General features: G+C 43.1%; 13 protein-coding genes and 1 pseudogene. 6 read left to right on the forward strand and 8 right to left on the reverse strand.

What is annotated here, in order from left to right:
• Positions 1 to 192 precede the first annotated feature (192 nt).
• Positions 193 to 1,200: a substrate-binding domain-containing protein gene (locus tag MHH63_RS18140; protein WP_076304413.1), complete on the forward strand. Its 1,008-nt coding sequence runs from the start codon at positions 193 to 195 to the stop codon at positions 1,198 to 1,200.
• A gap of 48 nt (positions 1,201 to 1,248) precedes the next feature.
• Here the strand turns inward: MHH63_RS18140 and MHH63_RS18145 are convergent, their stop codons facing one another.
• Positions 1,249 to 1,455, reverse strand: a complete 207-nt coding sequence (locus MHH63_RS18145; protein WP_076125006.1) for a hypothetical protein — start codon at positions 1,453 to 1,455, stop codon at positions 1,249 to 1,251.
• A gap of 21 nt (positions 1,456 to 1,476) precedes the next feature.
• A complete protein-coding gene (clpP, locus tag MHH63_RS18150) occupies positions 1,477 to 2,058 on the reverse strand; it encodes an ATP-dependent Clp endopeptidase proteolytic subunit ClpP (protein ID WP_036679301.1) in 582 nt (193 codons plus the stop codon).
• 243 nt (positions 2,059 to 2,301) lie between these two features.
• Between clpP and MHH63_RS18155 the strand changes: the two are divergent.
• From MHH63_RS18155 to MHH63_RS18165, 3 genes and pseudogenes are all read left to right on the forward strand, one after another.
• A pseudogene (locus MHH63_RS18155) lies at positions 2,302 to 2,403 on the forward strand (sigma factor); the annotation flags it as partial.
• 42 nt (positions 2,404 to 2,445) lie between these two features.
• Positions 2,446 to 3,258, forward strand: a complete 813-nt coding sequence (locus tag MHH63_RS18160; protein ID WP_341172009.1) for a sigma factor-like helix-turn-helix DNA-binding protein — start codon at positions 2,446 to 2,448, stop codon at positions 3,256 to 3,258.
• Positions 3,259 to 3,730: 472 nt separating this feature from the next.
• The gene (locus tag MHH63_RS18165) at positions 3,731 to 4,618 is read left to right on the forward strand and encodes an NAD-dependent epimerase/dehydratase family protein (RefSeq protein ID WP_341171883.1); all 888 of its coding nucleotides are present in this window, start codon (positions 3,731 to 3,733) and stop codon (positions 4,616 to 4,618) included.
• A gap of 522 nt (positions 4,619 to 5,140) precedes the next feature.
• Here the strand turns inward: MHH63_RS18165 and MHH63_RS18170 are convergent.
• Positions 5,141 to 6,979 carry a methyl-accepting chemotaxis protein gene (locus MHH63_RS18170; RefSeq protein WP_341171884.1) on the reverse strand — a complete coding sequence of 613 codons (1,839 nt, stop codon included), beginning with the start codon at positions 6,977 to 6,979 and terminating at the stop codon, positions 5,141 to 5,143.
• A 345-nt stretch (positions 6,980 to 7,324) separates the two neighbouring features.
• On the opposite strand from MHH63_RS18170, the gene MHH63_RS18175 reads away from it, so the two are divergent.
• Positions 7,325 to 8,266, forward strand: a complete 942-nt coding sequence (locus MHH63_RS18175) for a MerR family transcriptional regulator (protein ID WP_076191251.1) — start codon at positions 7,325 to 7,327, stop codon at positions 8,264 to 8,266.
• Between the two features lie 114 nt (positions 8,267 to 8,380).
• Here MHH63_RS18175 and MHH63_RS18180 read toward each other — a convergent pair whose 3' ends face one another.
• Positions 8,381 to 8,842 carry a DUF2798 domain-containing protein gene (locus MHH63_RS18180; protein ID WP_341171885.1) on the reverse strand — a complete coding sequence of 154 codons (462 nt, stop codon included), beginning with the start codon at positions 8,840 to 8,842 and terminating at the stop codon, positions 8,381 to 8,383.
• Positions 8,843 to 8,977: 135 nt separating this feature from the next.
• Between MHH63_RS18180 and MHH63_RS18185 the strand changes: the two genes are divergently transcribed.
• The gene (locus tag MHH63_RS18185; RefSeq protein WP_038569750.1) at positions 8,978 to 9,394 is read left to right on the forward strand and encodes a MarR family winged helix-turn-helix transcriptional regulator; all 417 of its coding nucleotides are present in this window, start codon (positions 8,978 to 8,980) and stop codon (positions 9,392 to 9,394) included.
• A 77-nt stretch (positions 9,395 to 9,471) separates the two neighbouring features.
• Here MHH63_RS18185 and MHH63_RS18190 read toward each other — a convergent pair whose 3' ends face one another.
• The 4 genes from MHH63_RS18190 to MHH63_RS18205 all read right to left on the reverse strand — a co-directional run bounded on the left by MHH63_RS18190 (position 9,472) and on the right by MHH63_RS18205 (position 15,696).
• Positions 9,472 to 11,409 carry an FAD-dependent oxidoreductase gene (locus MHH63_RS18190; RefSeq protein WP_076191245.1) on the reverse strand — a complete coding sequence of 646 codons (1,938 nt, stop codon included), beginning with the start codon at positions 11,407 to 11,409 and terminating at the stop codon, positions 9,472 to 9,474.
• A 200-nt stretch (positions 11,410 to 11,609) separates the two neighbouring features.
• Positions 11,610 to 12,419 carry a MerR family transcriptional regulator gene (locus MHH63_RS18195; RefSeq protein WP_076124994.1) on the reverse strand — a complete coding sequence of 270 codons (810 nt, stop codon included), beginning with the start codon at positions 12,417 to 12,419 and terminating at the stop codon, positions 11,610 to 11,612.
• Positions 12,420 to 12,529: 110 nt separating this feature from the next.
• Positions 12,530 to 13,573, reverse strand: coding sequence for a YeiH family protein (locus MHH63_RS18200; RefSeq protein ID WP_076184311.1), 1,044 nt, complete (start codon positions 13,571 to 13,573; stop codon positions 12,530 to 12,532).
• A gap of 218 nt (positions 13,574 to 13,791) precedes the next feature.
• A complete protein-coding gene (locus MHH63_RS18205; RefSeq protein WP_370510779.1) occupies positions 13,792 to 15,696 on the reverse strand; it encodes an ATP-dependent DNA helicase in 1,905 nt (634 codons plus the stop codon).
• Positions 15,697 to 15,749: the final 53 nt, after the last annotated feature.

Here is a 15,749-nt window from a genome sequence, read left to right on the forward strand (position 1 = left end):
AATTCAGTTATTGTTTTTAGCAAAAATTCAACTTTATCGTGCAAAACAAGCATTTTTCAAGGAAATAATTTTCCTACAGCGATCATTATAGGACCTTTTATTTCCTAGGTCAACAACAATCTTTTGGATTCTTGAAGCTATCCGTGATATGCTTGCGAGAGTTGAAACACCAAGTGAATCATATGGAAAGTTATGGTGATCTTCTTGAAGGTAAAGATAAAAGATATAGCCCAATTGGCGAACGTTTCGATCTCTACGGTGTCCAGGGTAATCAATAACAGCAAACCAGTTAACGATGATGTCCGTAAACGAGTACTGGAAGCTATTAAACAAACCAACTACCGTTCGAATGTCATCGGCCTTGAAACGGACAAAGCTAATACACAGCTGATCGGTGTGATCATTCCGCAGAATAGCAACACTGTACTGGATGACTTCAATGTTGGCATTCGCGATCTCGCGGATTTGTATGGATACGACATTATGGTCGGATTAACGGACGGCAGTGCAGAAAGTGAACAACATTATTTGAAGATGTTCCAGCGGATGGGGACAGAAGGAAATATATTTGTGGGTTCTATTCCAAACCATGAACATTTGGAGATCATCCGCAGCTCAAATACACCTTGCGTGCTTGTCGGGCAACAATCGCAGGTGGATACGATTCCTTCCGTTCATCTGGACAATATAACTGCCTCTTATGAAGCTGTTACTTATCTGATTCAAAAAGGTCATCGCAAAATCGCTATGATTCGCGGCTCGGGAGATAATGCGGTGGGTGGGGATCGGTATAAAGGCTATCTACAAGCCCTTATGGATGCAGGCATAACCTTAAGAAAAGAATGGGTAGTAGAAAGTGCGATGGCCGTCGAAGATGGGAGCGACGCCATGCGCCGAATTATGGATAGCGGGGAGTTACCTACTGCGGTGTTTTGCTCTACAGATTGGATGGCAGTTGGAGCCATGAATCATTTAATCGATAACGGTCTACGGGTGCCAGCTGATGTTGCCGTGTTCGGATTTGATAACAGCTTCATTGCCTCTATCGTTCGACCTAAGCTTTCCTCGGTTGAATACTCTGGAACGGAGATTGGGATGACCGCCACCCGAACCTTAATCAAGCTGATTAAAGGGGAGACCGTTGTGCCGCATCATGCAAATGTGGCTCATTATTTGGCTATTCGGGAAAGTACGGGTTAGGAGCTGTGGAGCTCCTAACCCTTTTTTATACAGATGATGTTGTTGATGTTATTGTGTGAATCCTACTTTGGCTCGTTCACGCGTTTTGGTATCTAGAGAGATGGAACAGATCGAGCTGATTGGAATATAAAACTCTTCAAAATCCGTCCGGTATTTGACGAACTTTTCACTTACCGTTTCCAGCACTCCTTTTGTAGCGTTGGAGCCATCCACAAAATAGATTGTTACCTCTTTTCCCTGCAAAACCTCCAGCATAGCCTTCTTCACTCCTTCGTCTTAGAGATTTGTGATGACCTTATCGATAATTCCGTATTCAACCGCCTCATCGGCTGACATGAAATAATCTCGATCCATATCTTGCAGTACCTTCTCTACCGTCTGCCCAGTTCGGTCCGCTGTAATTTGCACAAGCACTTCCCTTGCCTTCAAAATACGTTTGGCACTGATCGCAATGTCACTAGCTTGCCCCTGCGCCCCACCATGCGGCTGATGAATCATAATCTCGCTATTCGGCAAGGCATAACGTTTCCCTTTGGCCCCAGCCAATAACAACAAAGAACCAAAGGAAGCCGCCATTCCTGTACAAATGGTATTCACCGGCGGTTTAATAAGCTGCATCGTGTCATAAATACTGAAGCCTGCGGTGATAGAGCCACCTGGACAATTAATATACATGTGTATATCTTTATCCGGATCTTCTGCTGATAAAAACAATAACTGGGCAACAATACTGTTAGCCAGCTGATCCTCAATTTCCGCACCTACGAACACTATCCGGTCCTTCAACAGCCGCGAATAAATATCGTAAGATCTTTCACCTTGATTCGTTTGTTCGACTACATAAGGAACGTACGCCATCCGTATTCGACCTCCATCTGTTTTAGAGTTTTGAAATCTACCCTGTAAACGGATTAGTATGGGGATAGGATACGTTAGGCGTGAGAATTTTTATTTTTTAAAATTGCGTATCTTAATTTCCTGCTCATTCGTTTATTATTAGAAGTAATCGAAATCACCTTACTGGAAAAGGAGTTATGCAGAGTGATCATCCTTGAGAAGCTTAGCACCGGAGATGCGCCGGATGAAAGTAACACCAGGTCTTTGCAGAAAGCTCTGAAGCGATATTGTCTTGCATTGACACAATCCCCGTGGGATGCCGATGATTTAGCTCAGGATACATGGGTCAAGGCTCTAGGTTATATGAAGACTTCGAACCCAACGAGCGCAAATAATGGGAACAGTCCAATGAATGAAGTTAAACAAAATAAAGAAACCATTGAAAATGATAAAGCTAATGAAGCTAATAGAGCTAATCAAAAACTTGAAACTAATCAAACTAATCAAACTAATCAAATGAACTATATGGTTTCTACGGCTGCAACGGCTGCAAAGGCTGTAACGCCATCTAAGACTGCACCGTCTACAAAATCTGCAATGCATTCTACGATTCCTACAAATTCTACTCATCATACCCGTTCTACAAATCACCCAAATCCTGAGGCATTGCTTTTTCGGATTGCCCGAAACACATGGATTGATATCATGCGGCGTAAAGCCACCTTGTCACGAGTGTTGGAGCTGGATCAGTCCCCCACTGAGGCCTCTGCGGAGTATGGTTCATTTGAGATTGAAGCTGCTTTTCAAGCACTACAGGAGTATTTATCTCCGCTGCAGCAGGCGGTGTTCCTGCTTCGAGATGTGTTGGGACACTCTGCAATGGAAGCTGCCGAGATTCTCGATACCACAGAAGGGGCAATAAAAGCCGCTCTGCACCGAGCCCGGCAAGCCCTTCCTCTCGTAAGACAAGAGCTGCTTCAGGCCGATGGTCCTTCCTTACCACAGGACACAGCCATGCAGATCGTCTTGAGCCGCCTTGCAGCCGCGTATGAACATGGGGAAATTGACGAGCTGATCGAGCTTGTATTTGCGGACGAAAGCCAGGAACCTGTAATGGCGGTATCGAGCCAAAGCTTGCAAGGCTTCCAGACCTTCCAAGCTGGTGGATTCAGTTCAAACAGCTGGAACTATACCACGCCAGGAATGTGTATGGTGGCGTAGTTTTTCGTTAAGCTGGATCTCGGGCAGCTAAGTGTCTCGTTACGTTAAAAACGAACAGATATGATTGTGATTAGTGCGCTTAATATGTAATTAACATTTGGGCTGTTTGTGGTAACTAGCTACAAACGTTGCATATTGTGCAACAGAATCCGCCGTCCTGGCCGCAAAAATTGAATCTGCTGCACTCTCTGCAATAGATTCTAGTGAAAAGTTAGTTTAATGCCACTTGCTCATCCATTGATTGTATAGAGTGCAATAGGATCAAATTTTCTCCACTCTAATACGAATTCTATTGCACGAGGTACAATCAAACTAACTCTTTCCCTTTAGTCCAATTTGTATCACTCAAAACTCAATACATTGCTGCTGATCTGGCTGATCCCGCTGCTTATCTACAATGAGTCAGAAGCTTTATATAAACCAATAAACAGTCGTTTTAATAACCATTAATAGCAATCAAGGAGTGAGGTTGATGAGGAAGATTCTTATTTTAGGCGGCACACGCTTTTTTGGAAAACGTTTGGTCGAGCGTCTGCTTGAGGATTCTAAGAACGAAGTAACCATATTAACGCGCGGGGAAACAAGCGATCCTTTTGGCAATCTCGTTCACCGGATACAGGTAGATCGGTCTCAACCGGAGGCCTTCGCTCAAGCATTAGGTGATACGAGTTGGGATGTGGTTTACGATAATATTTGTTTTTCACCTGATGAAGCGGATCAGGCGCGCCGTATTTTTGACGGCAAAACCACACGTTACATACTGACTTCAAGTTTATCTGTCTATGATTTCAGTGAGCAAGCGCTGACGGAAGAGATATTCGATCCTGAAACGTACCCAATTCGTTATGGAGGACGAAAGGATTTCACCTATCAGGAGGGGAAAAGACTGGCGGAAGCCGTCCTTATCCAACAAGCTAACTTCCCTGTAGCTGCTGTCCGCTTTCCGATTGTTCTGGGAACTGACGATTATACACGAAGACTCCATTTTCATATAGAACATGTACGTAACGAACTGCCCATCGGGATTCCGAATCCAGATGCAAATATCTGTTTTATCCGCTCGGACGAAGCCGCTGATTTTCTGTATTGGCTCGGCAACTCGACGTTGACGGGTCCTCTCAACGCTTGCTCAGACGGTACCGTTAGTATTAAAGACCTTATCTCGCTGATTGAAAAAGAGACCGGAAAACAAGCCGTCATTCAAAGCGAAACAGCGGATGCGCATAATTCTCCATTCGGGATCACACAATCCTGGTTTATGGATACAGCTAAAGCTCAATCGGAGGGATACAAGTTTCTCACTCTAAGCGACTGGTTCCCAGAGTTAGTTAGCACCCTAAATCAAACTTATGAGGACTAATTACCAACTATGTTACTACGATAAAAAGCTGGCTTTTCGTGGACACTCCCACGAATGAGCCAGCTTCTTCATGTAACCAAACACAATTATACGTTGATTTAATTGCACTCTATACAACTATTTTCAGGTATGTGCACTCCCATCTGGTTTTAGTTGTATTTCATGCAATTATATCCCCACCAAACCACCGTTATCGTCATTTCGCCTCGAAATAACTGCACTAAATACAACTAAACCCTAATCAAGCTAAATACAAACTTTTTTAGTTGTATAAAATACACTTAAAATCAAAACGGCAGGTAGAACCTCACTAAGCGCTAAACTTTAGCCTCTCATCTCTAAACTCTATTCTATAAACTCTAATCTCTAGACCCTACTCCCTACTCACTACTCCCTTCTCCCTACTCACTACTCACTACTCTCTACTCCCTTCTCCCTTCTCCCTTCTCCCTTCTCCCTTCTCCCTACTCTTTTCTCTACTCTCTACTCCACCTTACGCTACGAATGCCAATTCCCGCTGAGCTAAGCAGAGATTGTCAGATAAGACCCCTCTTTAGAAGCGTCTGCATTTGGAGTACCGCTATCATTTGGTGTACCACCATCATTTGGAGTACCGCCATCATCTGGAGGATCACCAGCACCTAATGTATCATCTCCTAATGCGTCTCCTAATGCGTCTCCTAATGCGTCTCCTAATGTGTCCCCAGCTTCTGGATTGCCAGCATGCTTTGTATCCCTACCACCTTCATCGCTGACCCCATCGTCCCCATCCGAATTAATCTTAAAAATGTTGATTTCTTTGAATAAATTCTGCGAAATTTCGTTAATCTCAATGGCTTGACGGGCTATATCACGGATAGCATGATCCTGCTGTACGCTGGAGGCGTTCACCTCTTGCACCCCGGCCGCAGTTTCCTCGGCGATGGCCGCGACGGCATGCACAGACTCTGCGAGTCTACGGTTCATAGTCTGAGTCATATCCACTTTGTCGTGAATTTGCCCAATCTGTTTACTAATCTCCACAATAGATTGATCAATCGCTTCAAAAGAGGACAACGTTTCGGCCACTTTATGATCCTGTTCCTCAAGATTTCCTTTGGTCACCAGCATATATTGCTGGAATTCATCCATCCCGGATTGCAGCTCGCTAATAATCTGACTGATATGTACGGAGGACTCTTTGGTCTGCACAGATAATTGTCTTACTTCATCAGCGATGACAGCGAACCCTTTTCCGTAGGCACCTGCCCGGGCTGCTTCAATTGCTGCGTTAAGTGAGAGGATATTGGTCTGATTAGAAATATCTGTTATGGATTTAGTGATGCGCGAGATGTCCTTTGATTGATCACTCAGTTTGGTTAAAGCCAGATATACTTTATTAACAGATTCTCGCGAATGCTCAGACACCTCCCGGAGGGCGATGACGGATTCAGATCCTTTACGAGTATTGTGATTAGCCGTTTGACTGGTAGCCAGCATAACCTCGGTATACTCCGTGATCTCATTCACTTCACGTTCCAGCTCCTGTATCAGGCCAGCGCTCTGCTCAGATTGTCCTGCCTGCTGTTCTGCGCCTACCGAGATTTCCTGTATAGTGCTTACGATATCTTGATTCGTATGCGCCGTTATAGATGAAGATTCTTGAAAAGAATGCGAATAAGTTGCCAGCGAAGAGGCTACTGACTGGGTATGCTGAAGCATTTCCCGGACCCGCTCCACCATATGATCAAAATGATGACTCAAACTGCCCAACTCATCGTTGTAAGGTGAATTAATCTGCTGACGCAAATCTCCTTCGGCAATTTTTCGCAGAGCCACTTGCAGTTTATGAATAGGATTGAGGAAGGAACGTATGAGCATAACCGCAATCACTAATGTGAAAATAAACACTAGCACAGCTGCGTAAGCAACTATAGAGGTGGTCAGATTAAGCAGATCAAAAGAATAATCCTGTGCTTTTTCTGCATTCTCTGCTGCTGCCGTATACAATTGTTCATTAGTCACTAGCATGACTTCACTCAACGCTGTAGCTTTCGTATGTAATTCATCGATTTGTTCCAGCACACTCATGGGATCAAGCTGCTCGTCTTCTATGGTCTTTACCAATTCGTCAAAATATCCCGTATATTCCCCAATCTGACTATGTAATTGTTCTAACTCTTTAAATGCCGGCGAATCTGCCGCAAAATTCACCGTCGCCAACTCTTTAGTCAGCTTTGTTTGCTTGTCCTTAAAAGGTTGGACGAATTCCAAATCACTCGAACCCGCTAACGAAGATTCTACCGCATTCATTTCCTGCAGCAGTTGCATAATTATAGACACGGTAATTCGTTTTTCCATCTCAGCTTTTTGCGTTTCCATAGAAATCTCCACTTGGCTGATTTTATGGTTTTGATAAAACGCTACTCCCAAAAAGAAAAGAACAACGGCGGAAAAACTCAAAATCAACTTCCATTTCATAGTTAGATGCATAGACCTAGCTTTCAACAATATCATCCTCCGTATAAAGCTTCATATTGCAATAGGTACATTCTACCAATATCTTGATTGTAGAAGCTGGACGTTAAATACTGGACAATGTTTTGTATGAGAAATGTAAATTATGTCGAATACCCAATCATTAATTCTCCTTGCAATTGACGTAACGTTAAATGCTAAAATAATCCACATAAGGCGCCTTATCAAACTATGAAATGGGAGTTGTCTATGAGCGGATTTGTTACCATTGATAAGCTTTCTGCGCAATTCGGACTGACGAGTCGGACTCTGCGTCACTGGGAAGCACAAGGATTGTTTGAAAGTAAGCGGGACAGCAGCTCTGGCTGGCGGATTTATGATGAGAAAGCAATACTCGCCATTCGGGTTACCTCATTATTAAGAAAGCTGGATATTAGCATCAAGGATATTGGAACCGTGCTTAAAAATATGTCCGTTCAGTCCATGTACGAAGCGCTCAGCCAGCAAGCGGCTTCTATTCACAATCAAAAAACAGAACTAACAAATAGAGAAGGTGAAATCCATCTCTTTTTACAGTGGATATCCGCCCATCTCGAGGAACCCATTACAAATCAATTATTATCTGAACTAAACGAAAAGTCATGCAGTCCATCGGATGGTATGACTAAAACTGAGGAGGTTATATCTATGCCAACTATTAATCACTCTACCCCTATTCATGTAAGATTCATTACTCTCCCAGCTATGAGATTTGCCTACAATGTTGCGGTTAGTACCTCTCCAGAAGATGAAGCTATGATTCCAGTTAATGATTGGCTGGACGCTAGTCAACTATTAGGCACAGCACGGCTGTTTGGCGGCAATACGAACCCGCATCCAAGTGGTGAGAATAAACCTTACGGATATGGATTCTGTGCCTCAATTCCGGAAAATGTGAAGATACCAGCTCATCTAAAGGAAATGCGGCTCGACGGCGGCCTCTATGCTTTGACAGAAAGCACTGATGATATCTACGGCTCATGGCAAGCCCTAATGGGGTATCTGGATACTCATCCTGATTATCAAGCGGATCACAATTCCAGATTATGTCTGGAGGAGCATATCCGTAACGATAGTCCCAAAGGTAGCGGAAATGAGTATGCCCTAAATCTACTCGAACCTGTAAAAAAGAGAGTTCACGCGCTTGCGTAAACGAGCGAGCCATAGATAAACGTCTCTAATCTTTAAAAAAACAAAACGCTCACTTCTGCTTATTCGGGCAGACGGAGAGCGTTTTGTTGTACATTGCTTCTATTGATTTATTCCCTACGCAGACACAGCTGGAGTAATTTTCACAAAAATAAATCGTGTAAGCGGCCCAACTAAAATGATTTGCAGTGGAAGTGCAAAAATAAAATTTTTACCTATGGCAGACAGATAAGCTCTTGGTAGTTCAGCAGAAAATCCAACATGGAGAACTGCGCCATAGAAGGACATGAACAATACCATTCCGGTCACCATAAAAAAGGATATGAACATGATTTTTTTGATCATCGGATCATTTTCTTTAACCAGCTTATGCGCGATCCCCTTCGCAACCTTGCCTACAACAAACACATCTAGAATGAGTGCAACTATAAATGCAGGCAAGTAGCCGACAATCACATCCTTAACTATCGTGCCTGACCAACCCTCCATTAGTGCTACATTGTAAATACTCATCCCCAGCACCATCAAAAAACACATGATGAACGTAAATAAAAATGCCTCTTTTTTGTTTTTTCCCATCTTCAAGCTCCTTTTATCTCTATATTGTCAACTTGGATTACAATAACACAAATCCTCAAATCAAGTCAACCAAGTTGACAATAATCGCAAATGACTTATACTGGGATAAACGAGCCATCATTTAGGAGTGTTCTAATGAATAAGCAGCTGCAAAAAATGAACCTGATTGATTTACTCAGTGAGAAGCATCTAGCTTTACGTAAAATAGTGACAGACAAAGACCCGGATCAAATCAATAAGACCGAATCCCACATTCTTGCAGTTCTTGAGGCCCGAGAAATGTTATCGATCTCAGAAATCAGTAGAATAATTCATATTTCAAGACAGGGCACGCATAAAAGCATTCAAGGCATGTTATCCCGTGGTTATGTTGAAGCCGTTGAAGTCGAAGGAAATCAGCGTGACAAAAATATTGTCCTCACTCCAAAGGGTATAGAATGCAATAACAGAATGATGATCACCAAAATTGAATTAGAGCAGCAGATCGCTGCCAAGCTGGGAGTAACAAATGTAGAGCTTCTTAAATCTTTGCTAAAAGAAGATTGGCTCTAATCTCCAGCAAAAAAAAGCCGCAGAGTTGTCTACTCTGCGGCTTTAAAAAGATTGAATTATTTTCCGGGAAATTGTCGTTAATTAGCTTTCAAAGCACTGTTTGCCGCGCTCTCTCCACCTAGACGACCTGAGGTAAAGGAATAACCAATTCCGACCCCATTGCCCACATAGGTATCATTGAATAATACGCCTTCCGATTCAAGCCCTACAGCAAACAATCCTTTTACTGGTGTACGTTTATCATTTAGCACTTGGAACTTAGTGTTTACCAGCAAGCCACCTACAGAACCCAAGTTGTTGATTTCAGCGACGATGGCATAATACGGTCCTTCTTCGCCCATTGGCTCTAAATAATCAGCAGCTTTACCAAATTCAGTATCCACACCAGTTTTTGTAGCTTCTTTATAACTATTGTAATTTTCTACAAACACATCTACATCCATACCTGCATTTGTTGCTAATTCTTCGATTGTATTTCCTTTGTAGCCATCTCCGTTTTCTACCATAGAATCAAACACCTTTTCTGCATTTACCCATGGATTCTCTAACGTGAATTGATCTGCAAATTCGGCATAAAATTCTGGTGGCATTCCTGGCAGGCTTGGTGCGTTAACACCTTTCATCCCCTTGGACTGAAGAGCAGCCAATTGAGATTTTGATACGATAACCATATGGTAAGCACCATTAAATGCACTCGTATTAGCTGCTGCGACCGATGTTAATGTAGCTGCTTCATCTCTGAAACGTGCTCCGGAAGAACCGACATTCATGAAGTTAGGCAGATACGTCAACATCAGCGGATAACTTGCTTCAAAAGGCTCATATTGTGCTTTTAGTCCTTGTGTTGCTCTGGCTAATGTTTGGTGCAGCATTTGTCCACCGAAGTTATCAGGAACCTTGGCTCCTGCTTCCCAAGCCATTTTCAGACCTTCCCCAACATTCTGACCTAGTCCTCCGTTAACCCCTTCAAAACCAAAAGCTTCTTTAACCATTTCCGAATTTGCGGCATAACCGCCTGTTGCCATTACGACACTTTTTGCTGTGATTTCAAGAGTAGTCCCGTCCGATTTCTCAGCCACAATACCTGTAACTTCTCCTGCTTCATTGGTAATCAGCTTTTTGGCAGTGGTTTCGGTGATCACTTGTCCACCCTTTTGTTCAACCGATTCAGCCAACATTTTCCGAAGGGTCTCTTCCCGGGTTTCATAAGCTGGCAGCACATGCAGCTGCTCTCCGAAGAAGTTTAGGAAGCTGGTTTTATACCCTTTTTCTGCTAACCAATCATAAGTTTCGCCGGATTTCGTTACGTATTGTCTAATCGCTGCAGCGTCAACTCTCCAGTGATTGTTGACAATCCAATCGGCAATTTCTTTTTCCACATTTACTTTAAGATTATTGTCAGTAGCTGCGGAAGAATTATAGAACTTACCGGCCCAGGATAGATTACTTGCTCCCCCGATAACTCCTGTTTTTTCGATAATAATAACCTTGGCACCTTTATCAGCAGCGGTTACCGCTGCGGACACACCAGATGCACCGGCGCCTACTACCACTACGTCTGATTCAAGCTTTTCCGTTTTACCTTCACCTGCTTTTTGCACGCCACCGGCTTTAAGGACTTCCAGATTTCCTCCACCTTTGGTTACGGCATCTTCAACTGCCGCGAGCATTGCTTCACTGGAAAGACTCGCACCACTAACAGCATCTACTGCCAAGGTTTGTCCTTCCAGAATTTGATCTTTTATTTTTTCAAGTGCATTATCGCCTAGACCACCCGTTTCTGACTGGCTTACGATCTTAATATCTTTAATTTTATCTGGCTCATCCATAGTGACTTCTACTTTAATCACGCCCTCTTTGCCTTCCGCTTCCCCTGCGAATGTACCGGCTTTAAAAGATGATGATGACGAATTTGCCGACTCCCCATTTCCTTTGCATCCGCTCAGCATGGAAACGATCAGCACCATACAAAAAGTTAACATGAGCATTTTCTTGGTGAAATTTCTGTTGCGCATTCTCTTCTCCCCCAGTATCTAATATCTTATAGCTCGCCAAGAACGTGATATTTTTCACATTCATATCTATACATATCTACCGAACGTTGCCAAGCTATATACCGAAGTATAAACATTGGTGCAGCACCAAGGTCAATGTCCAATTCTTGTCCAAAAAGAAAAAACACCCGCTCTTAGAGCAGGTGTTTATAAAAATAAACTTATACAATTGGAATATTCACTTCCAAATATGAGCGGTTATTGCCTTCTATTTTTTCAGTAAGCATTAATTTACCCACCACATCACCCGCTATGGTATAACCATTTGCTTCGATGTAATCTATCATAAACTGCAAAGATTTCTTCGTGATATAATGTCCATCCGTAGATAACATGATAGCAGAGATACAGGTACTCGGGCTAATGTACTCTACATATTCATCGATATCCATTGCAAATTTCTGCACTTCCTCCTCGGGTAAGGTAAGCCCCCAGCTATAGTCAAAGTTATTATCACCGGATAACACCCCCGCGTCCTCAATCTTAAAAGAATAAAACGCATAAGGAAGCCTATCCATCCAAGTGTTGACGAGGCTTTTTACGATATCATTTTTTAATAATGCATTTTTATCCGTTTGCTTAAGCCTGTACATGCCTGGCAGTTGTTTAAGTTTACATATATATAATGAGGACTCTATTTCCTTAAGCTCTTTATGAATTTCATTCATCTTGTTTAGCAGCATCGTCTTTTGCTTAATCTCTTCTTCTAAACTCTGCTGAGACTGCTGCATCAATCCCATAACTTGCTCAATAGAGGAATCCTTCATCAGAAGTGCCACTTCGGGCAATGGAATTTCCATACTGCGATACCATCTGCTCATTAACAGATCCCTTGCATCTAAATCATTAAAATATCTATAATTATTGCTGTTATCTTTTGTAGGCCTAACAATATCATGTTTCTCGTATAATCTCAGCGTATCCGCAGTTACCCCGAGAATGGAAGCAAATTCACCTATGCAATACTTCACTTGAAGTCCCTCCATTCATTTCATGCATATCCTACCACACTAAATGATAAAGAGAAGGATGCTGTTTGGATATGAAGTAACTCATTTCATACTCAGGGTGTACATGCTAACTACGCTAGCGCAAGTAAGTGAACTAACATAAATCCAACTAAAGATAACATGACCGAACCTATAAGTCCCGCTGCAAAAGACTTCATTCCAAGCCGTCTAAATGCCGCCAAATCAACGTTTAATCCAAGCCCTGCCATCGCCATAGCGATTAACATATAAGCAATCGTAACGATCCCATTGGCTACTGATGCGGAGACGATTCCTAACGAATTCACACCACTGACAACTAGAAATCCTAGAATAAACCAAGGGATTGGAATGCTTTTCCACGAAGCTTTTGCCGCTCCACCTTGCACTTTTCTTTCTTCACGATTGGACCAAATCCCAATTAAAATAGCCACCGGCACAAGTAAAGCCACCCGGGTTAATTTAACGATGACCGCCATATCAACGGCAGCATTTCCACCAGCATCCGCAGCCGCGATAACGTGAGCAATTTCATGTAAAGTCGCTCCTGAGAATACCCCATAACCTAAATCTGATAAGCCGAGAAAAGGATATAAAAATGTGTACAGCAGTGTAAATATTGTGCCTAATATAGCTACTATAGCTGCACCAATAGCAGTTTCGTCATCTTTGGCTTTTATCTGTGGAGCGATGGCAACCACCGCTGCCGCACCGCAAATCGCAGTTCCGCAGGCAGTTAAGATACTGAGGCGCTTATCTACTTTGAACAGTCGAGCCAGTCCGTATACAACGGAGATCGCAAATATAATGACGATGACTGCCAAAAGAAATACCCGGGGTCCTGCCGCAACGATATCCTTTAGATTAAGCCGCATACCGAGCAAGATAATCCCAAGACGAAGCAGTTTTTTACTGGAAAAATCGGTGCCATGTGTGATGCTATTTGGCACTCCTATCGTAGCTCGCCAAATAATCCCGATTAAGATGGCAATGACCAATTGCCCCATAATAGATAGGAATGGAAAACCCGCTAAAAATTTCGCCAATAATGCGATAACTAAGGTTAGCCCTATCCCTAATGCAAACCCAACCTTTTTGTTGTGATCTGGTTGATACAAACCTTCTGATTGACCCATGTCGTATACACTCCTTGATGAATCTCTAGATGATGCTGTATAAATACATCCCATGACTCAACAATAATACGACACCGCCCGGAAGTTAAATACCAATATCCTATCCGTAAGATTAGGAATACTTATGCTTAATTTTAGACAAAAAAGCTCCTTCGAGTGAAACATAAATGCCGTAGCATCTGCCTCACCAAAGGAGCAATTATAATCGTTAGTGATATTTAAGCTTCCAGCTTCTGTAATCGAGTCCCTTTTGGAAGTACAGAAGTTATATATTCGTGTACCGGATGTTGCCCTTCCTCTTCCGCAAGTACAGTTACAATTCCTTGATCTGTACCGGTTCGAATCAGCCGCCCCATCCCTTGTTTGAGTCTTAACAGCATGTAAGGCAAATCCACATCTTCAAAGGGAGTGGAGGTTTCCGCCCGTTTTGCCATAAACACTGGATCAAGCGGAGGATACGGCAGCGACCATATGATCACATTAGATAATGAAGGTCCAGGGATGTCCAGCCCCTCCCATAAGGTGACCGCACATAACACGCTATGCTCATCCCGTTGGAACGCCGAAATCAAATAGCTGATTTCTTGATCCCCTTCATATAAAAATGAATATGAACTGCTTTCCGGTCGTAATGAGTTAAGCTGCTTGAATTGCAGAAGCTCTTCACGAGTACGGAACAGTAGCAGCGCTCTACCTTCAGTCCGCTGAATAAGCTTCAGGGAAATTTCCATTTTCTCAGCAAAATCCCCACTCTGAAGCTCTGGCACATAGACATTCATCTGGTGCTCATAGTCATAAGGTGAGTCTACAGAGAAGGATAAAAAATCTTGTATCCCAAGACTGTCCTTCAAGTATTGGAATGATTTATCCACAGACAATGTAGCCGATGAGAATACGATTGGCATTTTTTGCGTGAACAGGCTGTCTTGAAGTACCTCTTTGACATTTCGTGGCATGACCGACAGCGTTAGACCATCGCTTTCTTCTGTCGCCCAGCAGATTAGAGCCCCTGAATCCTCAAACAATCGCAAAGCGATCTCTATGGTCTCCAAACGTTCCTCCACAATTCGCAGTTGGTATTCATCAATCGTGTAGAGTCCGCTCTCGAATACTAATTCTTCTTCGATAGCAGCAATTACACTCCGCATCCGGTGTACCTCACGAATCAATGAAGCATTCAGCGCAATGCTTTTCCGATCTGATCCCGGTATGTTTCGGCATTGACGGCGAATCGCTTTGAACATTTGCTCACTTTGCATGATCGCTTCATCAATCAGAACCGCCAGCGTTTCACGGATTTCATTCTGTAGCAGGCGAGAAATCAATTCTTCAAAGACGACATGCTTCATCTTATAGCCAAGCGCCTTCATGGCCGCTGATTCTAATAAATGTCCTTCATCGAATACAACCGCACAGTGATCCGGAAGCAAAGGGATTTGCCCTTCCCGCTTACGCGCTTCATAGGTCCAAATATGCTCCATGTAATAATCGTGGGAACAAATGATCAGATCACTTGATTTCCGGTAATGATCACGGGACAAGGTCTGCCCGCAGCGGTGACGCATATCGCAAGTAAAGCAGTCCTGAAACGTATCCCAGTTAATCTTGTTCCATTGTTCGTCATTCAGATCAGGGTAATCTCTGCGGTCTCCATAAGCATGGAATTGCTGCATCGGTGCATGTGAATGTACAAAATCAGGTAATGTACTGTACAAGCTCTCCAGTGGTAAGCTTTCATCATCATGGTTCCGAGCCTGATCCAGCTTTTTCAGACACATATATTTATCCGGAGATTTCGCTAGTCTAGCATCAATATTCATGTTCAGATGCTTCGCAAGCTTGGCGATATCGCCTTCCGGTTTCACAAGCTGCTCAATCAAGGACTCGTCCGCACATGCAATAATCGCAGGTTTGCCCATATAACGCGCATAACAAATGCTATACAACAAATACACTAATGTCTTGCCTGTTCCGACCCCTGCTTCAGCAAAAATCGTCTTTTTCTCGGCAAAAGCCCGCTCTACCTGAAAGGCCATATATATCTGTTCATCACGTACTTCAAATCCAGCCTCAGGAAGAATTTCATAGAATACATCTCCGACCCATTCCCCTACTTGCTCCATAAAAGGTTTGGTCCGATCATATTCAAAAGGATACTGTTTCGCCAACAAGCCTA

This window comes from Paenibacillus sp. FSL H3-0310 (assembly GCF_038002785.1).
Lineage (GTDB): Bacteria > Bacillota > Bacilli > Paenibacillales > Paenibacillaceae > Paenibacillus_AQ > Paenibacillus_AQ odorifer.

Coding starts and splice junctions, on each gene's coding strand:
- MHH63_RS18140 (WP_076304413.1), top strand. CDS start 193: ATGGTGATCTTCTTGAAGGTAAAGATAAAAGATATAGCCCAATTGGCG.
- MHH63_RS18145 (WP_076125006.1), bottom strand. CDS start 1,455: ATGCTGGAGGTTTTGCAGGGAAAAGAGGTAACAATCTATTTTGTGGAT.
- clpP (WP_036679301.1), bottom strand. CDS start 2,058: ATGGCGTACGTTCCTTATGTAGTCGAACAAACGAATCAAGGTGAAAGA.
- MHH63_RS18160 (WP_341172009.1), top strand. CDS start 2,446: ATGAATGAAGTTAAACAAAATAAAGAAACCATTGAAAATGATAAAGCT.
- MHH63_RS18165 (WP_341171883.1), top strand. CDS start 3,731: ATGAGGAAGATTCTTATTTTAGGCGGCACACGCTTTTTTGGAAAACGT.
- MHH63_RS18170 (WP_341171884.1), bottom strand. CDS start 6,979: ATGGAAACGCAAAAAGCTGAGATGGAAAAACGAATTACCGTGTCTATA.
- MHH63_RS18175 (WP_076191251.1), top strand. CDS start 7,325: ATGAGCGGATTTGTTACCATTGATAAGCTTTCTGCGCAATTCGGACTG.
- MHH63_RS18180 (WP_341171885.1), bottom strand. CDS start 8,842: ATGGGAAAAAACAAAAAAGAGGCATTTTTATTTACGTTCATCATGTGT.
- MHH63_RS18185 (WP_038569750.1), top strand. CDS start 8,978: ATGAATAAGCAGCTGCAAAAAATGAACCTGATTGATTTACTCAGTGAG.
- MHH63_RS18190 (WP_076191245.1), bottom strand. CDS start 11,409: ATGCGCAACAGAAATTTCACCAAGAAAATGCTCATGTTAACTTTTTGT.
- MHH63_RS18200 (WP_076184311.1), bottom strand. CDS start 13,573: ATGGGTCAATCAGAAGGTTTGTATCAACCAGATCACAACAAAAAGGTT.
- MHH63_RS18205 (WP_370510779.1), bottom strand. CDS start 15,696: ATGGAGCAAGTAGGGGAATGGGTCGGAGATGTATTCTATGAAATTCTT.